This window comes from Euzebyales bacterium (assembly GCA_036374135.1).
GTDB lineage: Bacteria > Actinomycetota > Nitriliruptoria > Euzebyales > JAHELV01 > JAHELV01.
On sequence record DASUUK010000024.1, the window covers coordinates 58,835 to 72,480 of the forward strand.

11 protein-coding genes are annotated in these 13,646 nt (G+C 69.6%); 8 read left to right on the forward strand and 3 right to left on the reverse strand.

The annotated features are described in order from the left end of the window. Nucleotides 1–119 precede the first annotated feature (119 nt). Genes VFZ70_03055 through VFZ70_03075 form a run of 5 tightly spaced genes read left to right on the forward strand, consistent with a single transcriptional unit; the run spans nt 120 to nt 5,856 of the window. The gene (locus VFZ70_03055; protein HEX6254767.1) at nt 120–1,610 is read left to right on the forward strand and encodes an aminobutyraldehyde dehydrogenase; all 1,491 of its coding nucleotides are present in this window, start codon (nt 120–122) and stop codon (nt 1,608–1,610) included. Between the two features lie 4 nt (nt 1,611–1,614). Further along, nucleotides 1,615–3,057: an aspartate aminotransferase family protein gene (locus VFZ70_03060; protein ID HEX6254768.1), complete on the forward strand. Its 1,443-nt coding sequence runs from the start codon at nt 1,615–1,617 to the stop codon at nt 3,055–3,057. Nucleotides 3,058–3,093: 36 nt separating this feature from the next. Continuing rightward, nucleotides 3,094–4,149: an alanine dehydrogenase gene (gene ald / locus VFZ70_03065; protein ID HEX6254769.1), complete on the forward strand. Its 1,056-nt coding sequence runs from the start codon at nt 3,094–3,096 to the stop codon at nt 4,147–4,149. A gap of 57 nt (nt 4,150–4,206) precedes the next feature. Further along, nucleotides 4,207–4,884 carry an SCO family protein gene (locus VFZ70_03070; GenBank protein HEX6254770.1) on the forward strand — a complete coding sequence of 226 codons (678 nt, stop codon included), beginning with the start codon at nt 4,207–4,209 and terminating at the stop codon, nt 4,882–4,884. A 42-nt stretch (nt 4,885–4,926) separates the two neighbouring features. Continuing rightward, nucleotides 4,927–5,856 carry a cytochrome c oxidase assembly protein gene (locus tag VFZ70_03075; GenBank protein ID HEX6254771.1) on the forward strand — a complete coding sequence of 310 codons (930 nt, stop codon included), beginning with the start codon at nt 4,927–4,929 and terminating at the stop codon, nt 5,854–5,856. A gap of 211 nt (nt 5,857–6,067) precedes the next feature. Here VFZ70_03075 and VFZ70_03080 read toward each other — a convergent pair whose 3' ends face one another. From VFZ70_03080 to VFZ70_03090, 3 genes are all read right to left on the reverse strand, one after another. After that, nucleotides 6,068–7,507, reverse strand: coding sequence for an NAD(P)H-quinone dehydrogenase (locus tag VFZ70_03080; GenBank protein HEX6254772.1), 1,440 nt, complete (start codon nt 7,505–7,507; stop codon nt 6,068–6,070). 128 nt (nt 7,508–7,635) lie between these two features. Further along, on the reverse strand, nt 7,636–8,253 hold the full coding sequence (locus tag VFZ70_03085) for a DUF3152 domain-containing protein (GenBank protein ID HEX6254773.1): 618 nt from the start codon (nt 8,251–8,253) through the stop codon (nt 7,636–7,638). Between the two features lie 50 nt (nt 8,254–8,303). Beyond that, nucleotides 8,304–9,887, reverse strand: coding sequence for a methylmalonyl-CoA mutase family protein (locus VFZ70_03090; GenBank protein HEX6254774.1), 1,584 nt, complete (start codon nt 9,885–9,887; stop codon nt 8,304–8,306). 216 nt (nt 9,888–10,103) lie between these two features. Here VFZ70_03090 and VFZ70_03095 point away from each other — a divergent pair, with 216 nt between their 5' ends. The 3 genes from VFZ70_03095 (at nt 10,104) to VFZ70_03105 (ending at nt 13,595) form a co-directional block, all read left to right on the forward strand. Next, nucleotides 10,104–10,796 (forward strand): succinate dehydrogenase cytochrome b subunit, encoded by a 693-nt coding sequence (locus VFZ70_03095; GenBank protein HEX6254775.1) that lies wholly within the window; start codon nt 10,104–10,106, stop codon nt 10,794–10,796. Nucleotides 10,797–10,808: 12 nt separating this feature from the next. Continuing rightward, entirely contained in the window at nt 10,809–12,758 is a 1,950-nt protein-coding gene (locus tag VFZ70_03100; protein HEX6254776.1) for a fumarate reductase/succinate dehydrogenase flavoprotein subunit, read from the forward strand. A gap of 90 nt (nt 12,759–12,848) precedes the next feature. Further along, complete coding sequence (locus VFZ70_03105; GenBank protein ID HEX6254777.1) at nt 12,849–13,595, forward strand: succinate dehydrogenase/fumarate reductase iron-sulfur subunit; 747 nt, start codon at nt 12,849–12,851, stop codon at nt 13,593–13,595. Nucleotides 13,596–13,646 lie beyond the last annotated feature (51 nt).

Here is a 13,646-nt window from a genome sequence, read left to right on the forward strand (position 1 = left end):
CGTATCGTTCAGCCCCCACTGTGGGTATGAACCTACGCTCGGGCCGGCGACGCACGTCCCGCGGATCTGATCGCACACGTGCGCCTGTCGTACCGTGCGATCATGAGGAGGCGACGGCCATGGCCGAACGACCCATGCAGACCTCCGTGGATCCTGGTTCCACGCGACACGGGCAGGAGCGGCTTCACCGCGTTGAGAACTTCATCGACGGGCGGCTGCAGCCCGCTGAAGACGGACCCACTGCGCCGCTCATCGATCCGTCGACCGGTCTCGAGCTCGCCCGCGCGCCGGTCTCGGGCACCGCTGACGTCGACGCCGCCTGTCGGGCGGCGGCGCGTGCGTTCGACACATGGCGTCGGGTGCCACCAGCGGAGCGCAGCCGGGCGCTGCTGCGCATCGCCGACGCGTTCGAGGAGCACGCCGAGGCGCTGATCCGCGCGGAGTGCGACAACACGGGCAAGCCGTACCAGATGACGCTCGAGGGCGAGCTTCCTGACGCGTGCGACCAGATCCGGTTCTTCGCCGGCGCCGCCCGCGTGCTCGAGGGTCGAGCCGCCGGCGAGTACATGGCGGGACACACCTCGATGATCCGCCGCGAGCCGGTGGGCGTGTGCGCACAGGTCACGCCGTGGAACTACCCGCTGATGATGGCGGTGTGGAAGTTCGCTCCCGCCATCGCCGCGGGCAACACGGTCGTGCTCAAGCCCTCGGACACGACGCCGGTCAGCACGGTGATGATGGCGGAGATCATGGCCGAGTTCCTGCCACCCGGCGTGTTCAACGTCGTGTGCGGGGACCGGGACACGGGGCGGGCCCTGGTGGCCCACGACATCCCCGACATGGTGTCGGTCACCGGGAGCGTGCGTGCGGGCATGCAGGTCGCAGAGGCCGCCGCCGCCGACCTCAAACGCGTCCACCTCGAGCTGGGCGGCAAGGCGCCCGTCATCGTGTTCGACGACGCCGACCTCGACGCTGCGGCCGAGATCATCGCCGGCGCGGCCTACTACAACGCCGGCCAGGACTGCACGGCGGCCACCCGGGTGCTGGCCGCACCCGGCATCCACGACGACGTCGTCACCGCACTGGCCGACCAGGCGCGGTCGACGAGGACGGGTGGCCCGTACGAGGACGGTGTCGACTACGGACCGCTCAACAACTCCGAGCAGCTCGCACGCGTGGCCGGCTTCTTCGAGCGCCGACCGGACCACGCGCAGGTCGTCACCGGCGGGGCGCGGACGGGTGATGGCGGGTTCTTCTGGGCGCCGACCGTCGTGGCCGACCTGCACCAGGATGATGAGATGATCCAGACGGAGATCTTCGGTCCGGTCATCACCGTCCAGCGCTTCGACGACGAGCAGAAGGCACTGGCCTGGGGCAACGACGTCGAGTACGGCCTGGCGGCCAGCGTGTGGACCCGTGACCACGGCCGCGCGATGCGCATGGCGGCCGGCCTGGACTTCGGCACCGTGTGGATCAACACGCACATCCCGGTCGTTGCGGAGATGCCCCACGGTGGCTTCAAGCACACCGGCCACGGCAAGGACCTGTCGATGTACGGGTTCGAGGAGTACACGCGGATCAAGCACGTCATGAGCAACATCGAAGGATGAGCGAATGACCTCAAGCAGCGAAGCGGTAGGTCACGACCAGTCGAATAGCGCCCACACGCTGGCAGACGGACACCTGTGGCTGCACTTCACGCGCACGAACGACTGGATGGGCCCCGAACCATCGATCCCGGTGCTCGACCGGGGCGAGGGGTGCTACGTCTGGGACGTGGAGGGCCACCGCTACCTCGACGGCCTGTCGGCCCTGTTCTGCGTGCAGGTCGGTTACGGACGTCCCGAGATGGTCGAGGCGGCCGCGCGGCAGATGCGCAAGCTGCCGTTCGCGACCAACTGGGCGACGGCGCACCAGCCGGCGATCGACCTTGCCGCGCAGCTCGCCGAGCGCTTCCCCGCCGACCTGAACCACGCGTTCTTCGTCAACTCCGGATCCGAGGCCGTCGAGTCGGCACTCAAGCTCGCGCGCCAGTACCACGCCGCACGCGGCGACCCGCAGCGGCACAAGATCATCAGCCGCCACTACGCGTACCACGGCACCACGCTGGGCGCTCTGGGCGTCACCGGTCTGCAGTCGCTGACGGAGCCGTTCGAGCCGTTGGCACCCGGCCACATCCACGTCGCGAACACCAACAGCTACCGGCCGCAGACCGACGACCCGGCAGGGGCGATCGAGGAGGCGATCGAGCAGGCTGGCCCCGAGACCGTGTCGGCTGTCTTCCTGGAGCCCGTGCAGAACGCCGGCGGCTGCTTCCTGCCCCCCGAGGGGTACTTCCAGCGGGTCCGCGACATCTGCGACCGGCACGGCGTGTTGCTGGTGTCCGACGAGGTGATCTGCGCGTTCGGGCGGCTCGGCACGTGGACCGGTGCCGAGAGGTACGACTACCTGCCCGACATCATCACGTTTGCCAAGGGCGTCACGTCCGCTTATGCGCCGCTGGGCGGCATGGTGTTCCGCAGCGAGCTCGCGCGCGCGCTCAACAAGGAACCGACCGACATGTTCCTCCACGGATCAACGTGGGGCGGGCATCCGGTGGCGTGCGCCGTCGCGAGCGCCAACATCGGCGTGTTCGAGTCCGACGACGTGCTCGGCAACGTGCAACGCAACGAGGCCTGGTTCGGCGAACAGCTCCGCGAGCTGTATCGACGTCACGAGATCGTCGGCGACGTGCGCGGCACGGGGTACTTCTGGGCGCTGGAGCTGGTCAAGGATCGCGACCGCAGGATCGGGTTCGACGACCGGGAGTCCGAGGAGCTGCTGCGGGGCTTCCTGTCGCGTCGCCTGTTGGAGCTCGGGCTCATCTGCCGTGCCGACGACCGCGACGAACCGGTGATCCAGATCTCGCCACCGCTCGTCGCGGATCGTGCGGTGCTCGGCGAGCTCGTCGACACGCTCGACATCGTGCTGGGCGAGGCGGTCCTGCGGCTCCACCCGCGCCTCGGGGCACCCGAGCCCGACCGGTCAGCGGGCGGGCCGGGCACCAGCGCGCCCTGAGACGCGACGACAACCACCGATCCAGGAGGAGCACACATGCGCATCGGCCTACCGACCGAGATCAAGGACCGCGAGCAGCGGGTCGCGCTGGACCCGAACGCCGTCTCGGCGGCCGTGCGCGACGACCATGACGTGGTCGTGCAGGCGGGCGCGGGAGCGGGCGCCGGATTCGACGACGCCGAGTACGCGAAGGTCGGCGCCGAGATCGTGGATACGGCCGCCGAGGCGTGGGCGGCCGACCTGGTGGTCAAGGTCAAGGAGCCGCAACCGGAGGAGTACGACCACTTCCGCGACGACCTGACGCTGTTCACGTACCTGCACCTGGCCGCCGAACCGCGCCTGGCGGACGCGCTGATCGACAGCGGGGTCACCGCGTTCGCGTACGAGACCCTGACCGAGAAAGGCAAGTTGCCGCTGCTGGCGCCGATGAGCGAGATCGCAGGACGCGTCGCGCCGATCGCCGGCGCCAGCTACCTCGCCGCCCACCGCGGCGGGTCGGGTGTCCTGATCGGCGGGGCGGCGGGCGTTCCGCAGGCCCGGGTGGTGGTGGTCGGGCTCGGGGTCGCGGGCGGGCTGGCGGCGCGCGGTGCCAAGGGACTCGACGCGGTCGTGGTCGGTGTCGACGTGGACCTCGCCCGCCTTGGTGAGGCCGCCCACGACGGGGACGTCACGACCACGGTCGCGTCGAACGAGCGGGCGGTCGGCGAGGTCGTGCGCGACGCCGATCTGGTCATCGGCGCCGCGTTGGTGCCCGGAGCGCGCGCACCCGTGGTGGTGACCGAGGAGCACGTCGCGTCGATGCGCCCGGGTTCGGTGATCGTCGATCTGGCGATCGACCAGGGCGGCTGCATCGCGACCGCGCGACCGACCACGTTGTCCGAACCGGTGTACACGGCCCACGACGTCGTCCATTACTGCGTGACCAACGTGCCCGGCCAGTACCCGCGGACCGCCAGCCGCGCGCTGTCCGCCGCTGTGGCGCCGCGCCTGCTCGCGCTGGCGTCCGATCCCGGATCCACGAAGCTCGAGGGTGCCCTCAACGTGCGCGACGGCGAGATCACACACCCTGTCGTCGCCGCGGCGCTGGGCTGACCGTCGACGATCCGCGCGGCGCGGCGGACCACTTGCCAGACCCGTACAGTCACCGTGATGACGAACCACCTGCGCGTCAGGGGTGTGCTCCGGCTGCTGGCCGCGCTCACAGCGCTGGCTGCGATCGCCGGATGCACTCCCACGACGACGACGGCGACGCTGGCGGCCGCAGACGACGCGGCCGTGACGGCACCGGGGTGGAACGGCGTGGCGGTCGACGGCGCGCCGCGGATGCCCGCGCAGTCATTCACCGCCGCCGACGGCCGGCCGTTCGACCTCGCCGCAGCGATGCGCGAGCGCCCGACGCTGGTCTACTTCGGGTACACGAACTGCCCGGACATGTGCCCGGTCCACATGGCCAACATCGCTGCGGCGCTGGACGAGACCACCGTGGACCCGGCCCAGGTGAACGTCGTGCTCGTCACCGCCGACCCGGAGCGGGACACGCCCGAGGTGCTCGGCGAGTTCCTCGAGACCTTCGACCGCTCGTTCATCGGCCTGTGGGCGCCGCGCGAGGAGGTCGACGCGGTGCTGCATGGTCTGGGGCTGCCGCCGTCGACGATCGAGGAGGACGACGACGGGCAGGGCCGGGACGGCCACGGCTACACGGTCGGTCATCCCTCGCAGGTGTTCGCCTTCGACACCACGGGACGTGCGCGGCTCGCCTACCCGTTCGGCACACGACAGTCACAATGGGTGGAGGACCTGCCGAAGCTGGTGCGGGAGTGGTCATGAGGCCGCGACCGAGCGAGGCGCCTGACCGGACGGGTGGATGACGTGGACCAGATCAGTTGGTGGTGCTCCGGGACGCTGGGCCAACCATGGACCTGGGAGTACCGGCCGCTGCTCGGCGTCTGGCTGCTCGCTGCCGCGCTCGGTGGTGCGTACGCGTTCGCGATGTGGCACCATCACACGTCGACCGCACCGCGGTCGCCGTCGTCGGGCCACTACGCGGTGCGGTTCACCGCCGCGCTCGTGCTGCTGGTCGTGTCGTCGGAGTGGCCGCTGGGACCCCTGGGTGCCGGGTACCTCGCCAGCATCGCCGCGTTGCGGATGCTGCTGCTGACCTTCGGGGTCGCGCCACTGCTGCTGGTCGGCACGCCCCCGTGGATGCTGCGCGCGCTGCTCGGCGTCGACGGCGGCTCAGGTGACCGACCGCGACGGCGGCTGCGCCTCGCGCAGGTGCTGACCTTCCCGTGGGTCGCGTTCCTGCTGTTCAACGTCACGTTGATCGTCACGCAACTGCCGCCGGTCGTCGACACCATGAAGATCACCCAGCTCGGGTCGTTCGGGCTGGACATCGCCTGGCTGGCCGCATCGATCATCGTGTGGGTGCCGATCGTCCGACCGGTCCCCGAGCTCGGTGGGTTGGGCGACCCGATGCGTCTGCTGTACCTGTTCGGCCTCTCGGTGCTGCCCACGGTGCCCGCGTCGTTCCTGACGTTCTCGCGGTTCCCGCTGTACCGGCTGTACGAGCTGGCACCGCGCGTGTTCGATCCGATCGACGCGGTGCTGGATCAGCAGATCGCCGGCCTGAGCCTGAAGGTCGGCGGCGGGATCCTGCTGTGGACGGCGATGACCGTCCTGTTCTTCCGGTGGGCCGCACAGGAGCAGCCCGACGCGGTGCAGTCGGTCAGCTGGGCGCGCTTCGAGCGCGATCTGGAGCGCCACGACCTGCGCAGTCACCGCGAGCGCCCGCCGTCCTGACCGCGACCTCATCGGCAGTCGATGCGCGTCTGGTGGAGTGGAGGTGCGACCGGGCCACGACGCCGGGCCCGCGACCGCTGCGCGAGGGCCCGGGCTGTCGCGGCTGCTCATCGATGAGCTGGGGGCAGGGGTGCGCGAGGCCCTGCACCCCGTCAAGCTCAGCGCCGCGTGGTGGCGTCCGTGCACGGCGTGGCCACGGGTCTAGACCATATCAGTACACCGCTTCGTCGGGCTGCCTGGCGAGCACCTGACGGGCGGTCTCCTGCAGCGACCCCGCCATCGACGGGTAGATCGTGAACGCGTGCGCGATCTGCTCGACGGTCAGGCGGTTGCGCACCGCGACGCTGAGCGGCGTCACCAGGTCGCTGGCGCTGTCGGCCACCACGACACCGCCCAGCACGGTGCCCGAACCGCGCCGGGCATGCAGCTTGACGAAGCCCTCGGTGTGCTCGGTCATCTTGGCCCGCGGGTTGCTGAAGAAGTCGAGCCGGACCGTCTCGATCGCGTTGGATCCGTGCTCGGCGACCCGCTCCGCCGGGATGCCGACGGAGGCGACCTCCGGGTTGGTGAACACGCACCGCGCGATCACGTCCGACCGCAGCGGCTGCACGCTCTTGCCGATGAAATGCCAGATGGCGTTGCGACCCTGCATGGCGGCCGTGCTGGCGAGCATCATCCCGCCCGTGACATCGCCGGCCGCGTAGATCGTGAGCACGTTCGTGCGGCCCACCCCGTCGACGGGGATCGCCCCCCGCTCCTCGACGTCGACGCCGACGGCGTCGAGGCCGAGATCGTCCGAGGCCGGCACCTGGCCGACGCAGAACAGCACGTGGCTGCCCTCGAGCCACTCGCCGCGGCCCTCGACGACCTCGCCGTCCTTCGACAGTTCCGCGCGCACGCGGACACCGTCCCCGGTCACGTCGACGTCGACCGCCCGCCGCTGGCGGTGGATGGTCATCCCCCACCGCTCGAAGCTGTCCTCGATGACGTTCGCAGCATCGGGATCCTCGCTCGGCAGCACCTGCTCGCGGCTGGACACGAGGTGGACCTCGGCGCCGAACCGTGAGAACGCATGCGCGTACTCGGCTCCGGTGGCGCCCGATCCAACGACGATCAGACGCTCCGGCAGCTCCCGCAACCGGAACAGCTCGCGGGCGGTGAACACGCGCTCACCGTCGGGTTGGAAGAACGGAAGGATCCGGGGGTTGGACCCCGTCGAGATCAGCACCATGTCGCTGCTGATCTCGTAGTTGTCGCCGTCGTCGGGCGTGACCGCCACGTTGCACGGACCGGTCAACCGGCCGCGTCCCCGCACGACCTCGACGCCGGCCCGGTCGAGCTTGTCGGCGATGTCGTCGGACTGGTTGCGCGCGAGCGTGGCGACGCGTTCGATGACCGACGCCATGTCGACCACGGAGCTCGCGTGCACCTCGGTGCCGTCGGCCAGCCGTACCCCCAGCCGGTCCGCGGACTGCATCCAGCCCATGGCGTCGGCCGACACGATCAACGCCTTCGAGGGCACGCAGTCCCACAGCACGCTGTTGCCACCGAGCCCTTCGTTGGACACCACGGTGACCCGCGTGCCGTGTTCGGCTGCCACCAGCGCGGCCTCGTAGCCCGCTGGCCCGCCGCCGATGATCACGATGTGCATGTGGACCCCCGGTGGTCGCTCGTCCGGACGCGCAGCCTAGTACCCCGTCGCGTCGACCCAGCACCGCGCGACACCGGGATGGCCGGGCGCGCGCCACGTCGACCACGGCCGACGGCGCGCGACCGGGGTCACGGATCGAGCGCGGGCCAGCCGTTCGCGCGACACGGCCGGGTGACGATGGTCTGCTGCTGCATCACGGGGGCTCGCGCACCCGGCCGGGGGCACGAACGGTGGTCGTAGCCCAGCCCGTGACCGACCTCGTGGTTGAGGACGTACCGCCGGTACGTCCTCAGCGGGCCGGTGAACCCTGCCGAGCCGCGCCTCCAGCGGTTGACGTTGATGGCGGCGAACTGACCGTTCCAGCAGGACAGCCGTCCCATCGTCCGCAGCCCGGCGCGGGCGCACAACCGGTCGACCGTGCGCGGCGTCGCGATGAGCACCCGGATGTCAGGTCGCCGGCGGACGCGCCGCAGCGCCCAGTCGGCCGCGCCTGTCCAGCCACGTCGGTCGCCGAGCGCCCGCTCGGCGTGCATCGTCACCCACCGCAGGTTCACATCGGCGGCCGGCTCGACCTCGATGCGATAGGTCCGCAACCGACCGCTGCCGGCGCGATCCCCGTTGTCGGCCACGTACGCGAACCCCTCGGTGGTCGTGCGCACGGGTGCGCGACGCTGCGCCGCGGCGGGGGTGACCAGCACGGTCGCCAGAAGCGCCGCACACAGCACGGCACCGAACAGCTTCGCCATGGGGTGGGGCACCTCCATCTCGTCCGTGCACGGTCTCTCGCGCGGCGCCATCACACGCCGGACGGGGGCTGGTACCGGCCGAACACACCGCGCAGCACGTCGCAGACCTCGCCGACGGTCGCCATCGCGCGCAGTGCCTCGCGCATCGGCTCGAGCAGGTTGTCCGACGATGCCGCCACCCGCCGCACCTCGTCGAGGCGGTCGGCGACGACGGTCGCGTCACGTGCGGCGCGGACCCGCACGAGGCGCTCGGCCTGGGCTGTGCGCACCGCATCGTCGACGCGCTGCAGCTCGGGTTGGACATCCTCGTCGAGGGTGAAGGCGTTGACGCCGACGACGATGCGCTCGCCGCGCTCGACCCGGCGCTGGTGCTCGTAGGCACTCAGCTCGATCTGCTGCTTCTGGAAGCCGTCGTCGATCGCCGGGACCGCACCGCCGAGGTCGTCCACGCGGGCGATCAACGCCTCGGCCCTCCGCTCGATCTCGTCGGTCAGCGACTCGATGAACCAGCTGCCACCCAGCGGGTCGGCGACCAGTGGCACATCGGTCTCGTGCGCGACGACCTGCTGCGTGCGCAGCGCCAGACGGGCCGCCGTCTCGCTGGGCAGGGCCAGAGCCTCATCGAACGCGTTGGCGTGCAGCGACTGGGTGCCACCCAGCGTCGCGGCCAGCGCCTGGATGGCGACACGGATCAGGTTCACCTCCGCCTGCTGAGCGGTCAGCTGCACCCCGGCCGTCTGCGTGTGGAAGCGCAGCATCTGGGCCTTCGGCGACGTCGCGCCGAACCGGTCTCTCATGATCCGCGCCCACAGCCGGCGGGCGGCGCGGAACTTGGCGACCTCCTCGAGCAACGACGAGCGCGCCACGAAGAAGAACGACAGCCGCGGCGCGAACTGGTCGACGTCGAGTCCGGCGGCGACGGCCGCTTCGACGTAGGCGATCGCGTTGGCCAGCGTGAAGCCGATCTCCTGCACCGCCGTCGCCCCGGCCTCGGCCATGTGGTAGCCCGAGATCGAGATGGTGTTGAACGCAGGCAGCACCTGGCTGCAGTAGGCGAACGTGTCGGTGACGATCCGCAGGCTGGGCGCGGGCGGGAAGATGTAGGTGCCCCGCGCGATGTACTCCTTGAGCACGTCGTTCTGGATCGTACCGCGCAGCTTGGCGGGGTCGACGCCCTGCTCCTCCCCGACCAGCTGGTACAGCAGCAAGAGGATCGACGCGGGCGCGTTGATCGTCATCGAGGTCGAGACCTCGTCCAGTGGGATGCCGTCGAACAGCGCCCGCATGTCGGCCAGCGAGTCGATGGCCACGCCCACCTTGCCGACCTCGCCCGCCGCCAACGCGTGGTCCGAGTCATAGCCCATCTGCGTCGGAAGGTCGAACGCGACGGACAGGCCGGTCTGACCCTGATCGAGCAGGTACCGGTAGCGGGCGTTTGACGCCGCCGCGGTTGCGAACCCGGCGTACTGACGCATGGTCCAGTGCCGGCCCCGGTACATCGTCTCGTGGACGCCGCGGGCATAGGGGTAGGTGCCCGGATCGCCCAGCTCGTCGTAGCCGAGATCCGCCACGTCGGCGGGTCGGTAGACGGCCCGCGTGGGGATCCCGGACGCGGTCTCGTGCTCGCTGCTCATCGGCCACCCACTTCCGCTTGAGACATCAAGCAGATGATATGTTCATCAATCGAATGACAGGCGTGCGGCTCCCCCGTCGCCTAGACTGGCCCGGGTCGACCAGCCCCACACGTGAGCCGATCGGGAAGCGCACAGATGTCCACGACGAAGCAGCCGCCACGGGCCGACAGTCGGGCAACTGCAGAGCAGCAGGTGACAGCGAAACGACCGGTGGCGGTGCGCTACAGCGCGTGGGCGCTGGAGTTCTATCGGTCCGCGCTCGGCAAGAAGTACATCATGGCGATCACCGGGATCGTCTGGATGGGCTACGTGTTCGCCCACATGGTCGGCAACCTCAAGATGTACCTGGGTCCGGAGGCCCTCAACTCGTACGGCGAGTGGCTGCGCGAGGGACTGCTGTACCCGATCCTGCCGCACCACGTCATGTTGTGGATCCTGCGGATCGGCCTGATCGTCGCGCTCGCCCTGCACCTGCACGCCGCGTACGCCCTCACCCGGATGAACCAGAAGGCCCGGCCGACGCGCTATCAGACACCGCGCGACTACATCGCCGCCGACTTCGCGGCACGCACCATGCGGTGGACGGGCATCATCGTGCTGCTGTTCATCATCTACCACCTGGCCGACCTCACGTGGGGATGGGCAAACCCGGACTTCGTCCGTGGGGACGTCTACAACAACCTCGTCGCGAGCCTGTCCAACCCGTTCGTCGCGTTGTTCTACCTGGCGGCCAACGCCGCACTCGGCGTGCACCTGTACCACGGCGCGTGGAGCCTGTTCCAGAGCCTCGGCATCAGCAGCCCGCGATTCAACCCCTGGCGGCGGTTCTTCGCGATCGCGTTCGCGGTCGTTACCGTCGGCGCCAACCTGTCGTTCCCCATCGCCGTGCAGCTCGGCGTCGTCGGGTAGGAGGAGCCACCAGTGGCAATCGACACGAGCAACCTGACGACCGGTGGCGCGCTCGACGGCAAGGTGCCGCAGGGCGACCTCGCCTCGCTGTGGACCGACCACCAGTTCGACATGAAGCTGGTGAACCCCAACAACAAGCGCAAGTTCGAGGTCATCGTGATCGGCACCGGCCTGGCGGGTGCCTCCGCCGCCGCGACCATGGGTGAGCTCGGCTACAACGTCACCGTCTTCACCTTCCACGATTCCCCGCGGCGCGCGCACTCGATCGCCGCGCAGGGCGGCATCAACGCGGCGAAGAACTACCAGAACGACGGCGACAGCATCTACCGGCTGTTCTACGACACCGTGAAGGGCGGCGACTACTGCTCGCGCGAGGCGAACGTGTACCGCCTGGCCGAGGTCAGCCTCGAGATCATCGACCAGGCGGTCGCCCAGGGCGTGCCCTTCGCCCGAGAGTACGGCGGCCTGCTGGCGAACCGGTCGTTCGGCGGTGCCCAGGTGTCGCGGACGTTCTATGCCCGCGGCCAGACCGGCCAGCAGCTCCTGCTCGGCGCCTACCAGGCGCTGGCACGCCAGATCGACGCCGGCAAGGTCACGCTGCACAACCGCACCGAGTTGCTCGACATCGTGGTCGTCGACGGCCGTGCCGTCGGCGTCGTCGTGCGCGACCTGTTGACCGGCGAGATCACCTCGCACAGCGCCCACGCCGTCGTGCTGGCGACGGGTGGGTACTCCAACGCGTTCTACCTGTCGACGAACGCGATGAAGTGCAACGCGACGGCGATCTGGCGCGCACACCGGCGCGGGGCGTACTTCGCCAACCCGTGCTTCACCCAGATCCACCCGACCGCCATCCCGCCGAGTGAGGAGTTCCAGTCCAAGCTCACGCTGATGAGCGAGTCCTTGCGCAACGACGGGCGCATCTGGGTGCCGCGCGAGGCTGACGACGGCCGCGCGCCCCGCGACATCCCCTCGGACGAGCGCTACTACTACCTCGAGGAGCGCTACCCGGCGTTCGGCAACCTCGTGCCGCGCGACGTCGCCAGCCGCAACGCGAAGGAACGCGTCGACGCGGGCTACGGGGTCGGACCGCGCGAGAACGGCGTGTACCTCGACTTCGCCGACGCGATCGAGCGGCTGGGCACCGACGCCATCACCGAGAAGTACGGCAACCTGTTCGAGATGTACGAGCGCATCACGGGCGAGGACCCGTACAAGGTTCCGATGCGCATCTACCCGGCCCCGCACTACACGATGGGCGGGCTGTGGGTGGACTATCACCTGATGAGCAACGTGCCCGGGCTGTTCGTCATCGGCGAAGCCAACTTCAGCGACCACGGCGCCAACCGCCTTGGCGCCAGCGCCCTCATGCAGGGCCTGGCCGACGGCTACTTCGTGCTGCCGTACACGATCGGCAACTACCTGGCCCCGCTGCTCGGCGAGCCACTGGTCGACACCGACCACGACGCGTTCACGCAGGTCACCAAGGATGTCCGGGGCCGCATCGACCACCTGCTGTCGGTCGGCGGGACGCGCAGCGTCGACTGGTTCCACCGCGAGCTCGGCAAGATCCTGTGGGACTACTGCGGGATGTCGCGCAGTGAGGAGAGCCTCAAGAAGGCGCTGTCGGAGATCCCCGCGCTGCGCGAGGAGTTCCACAGCGACGTGCGCGTGCTCGGCGACGACGCCAGCCTCAACGAGTCGCTCGAGAAGGCTGGGCGCGTGTCCGACTTCTTCGAACTGGCCGAGCTGATGTGCGTCGACGCGCTCGACCGCAACGAGTCGTGTGGCGCGCACTTCCGCGAGGAGTACCAGACCGAGGACGGAGAGGCCAGGCGCGACGACGAGGAGTACCGCTACGTCGCCGCGTGGGAGTCCAACGGCGTCGGCAACGCTCCGACGCTCCACAAGGAGCAGTTGGAGTACGAGCATGTGGAGCTCGTGCAGCGCAGCTACAAATGACAGGCGCCGGGGCGCCGTCAGGTCCGGCGGGTCACCGTCCCGCGGACACGACACGACCGTCAGGCAGCGAGAAAGGGTGACGAGCACCGCATGAAGCTCACGTTGCACGTGTGGAGGCAGCCCGGCCCGGGCGACAAAGGGCGGTTCGAGACCTACGAGATCGACGACGTCAGCGAGGACATGTCGTTCCTCGAGATGCTCGACGTGCTCAACGAGCGGCTGATCTCCGAGGGCACCGAGCCGATCCAGTTCGAGCACGACTGTCGCGAGGGCATCTGCGGCTCGTGCGGCATGATGATCAACGGGCAGGCCCACGGACCACAACGTGGTACTGCCGCGTGCCAGCTGCACATGCGTCACTACAGCGACGGCGACGAGATCACCATCGAGCCGTGGCGGTCGGCGGGCTTTCCCGTCATCAAGGACCTGGTGGTCGACCGCAGCGCATTCGACCGGATCATCGAAGCCGGCGGCTATGTGTCGGTCCCGACGGGATCGGCGCCAGACGCGAACCTGATCCCGGTGGCCAAGGAGACCGCCGAGCGGGCGATGGACGCGGCGACGTGCATCGGGTGCGGCGCGTGCGTCGCGGCGTGTCCCAACGGCGCCGCGCAGCTGTTCACGGCGGCCAAGGTCTCGCACCTGAACATGCTGCCGCAGGGCGCGCCCGAGCGGCTCGAGCGCGTCGCTGACATGGTCGACACGATGGAGCAGTTCTTCGGCTCCTGCACCAACATGGCCGAGTGCGAGGCCGCATGCCCGAAGGGCATCTCGATCGACTTCATCGCCATGATGAACCGCGACTACCTGAGGGCGAAGTTTCAGAGCCGCCGGTAGGCGTCCGCCAGCCGTCTGTGGAACCAGGCCCCCACAGAGTTCTCGAGTCGC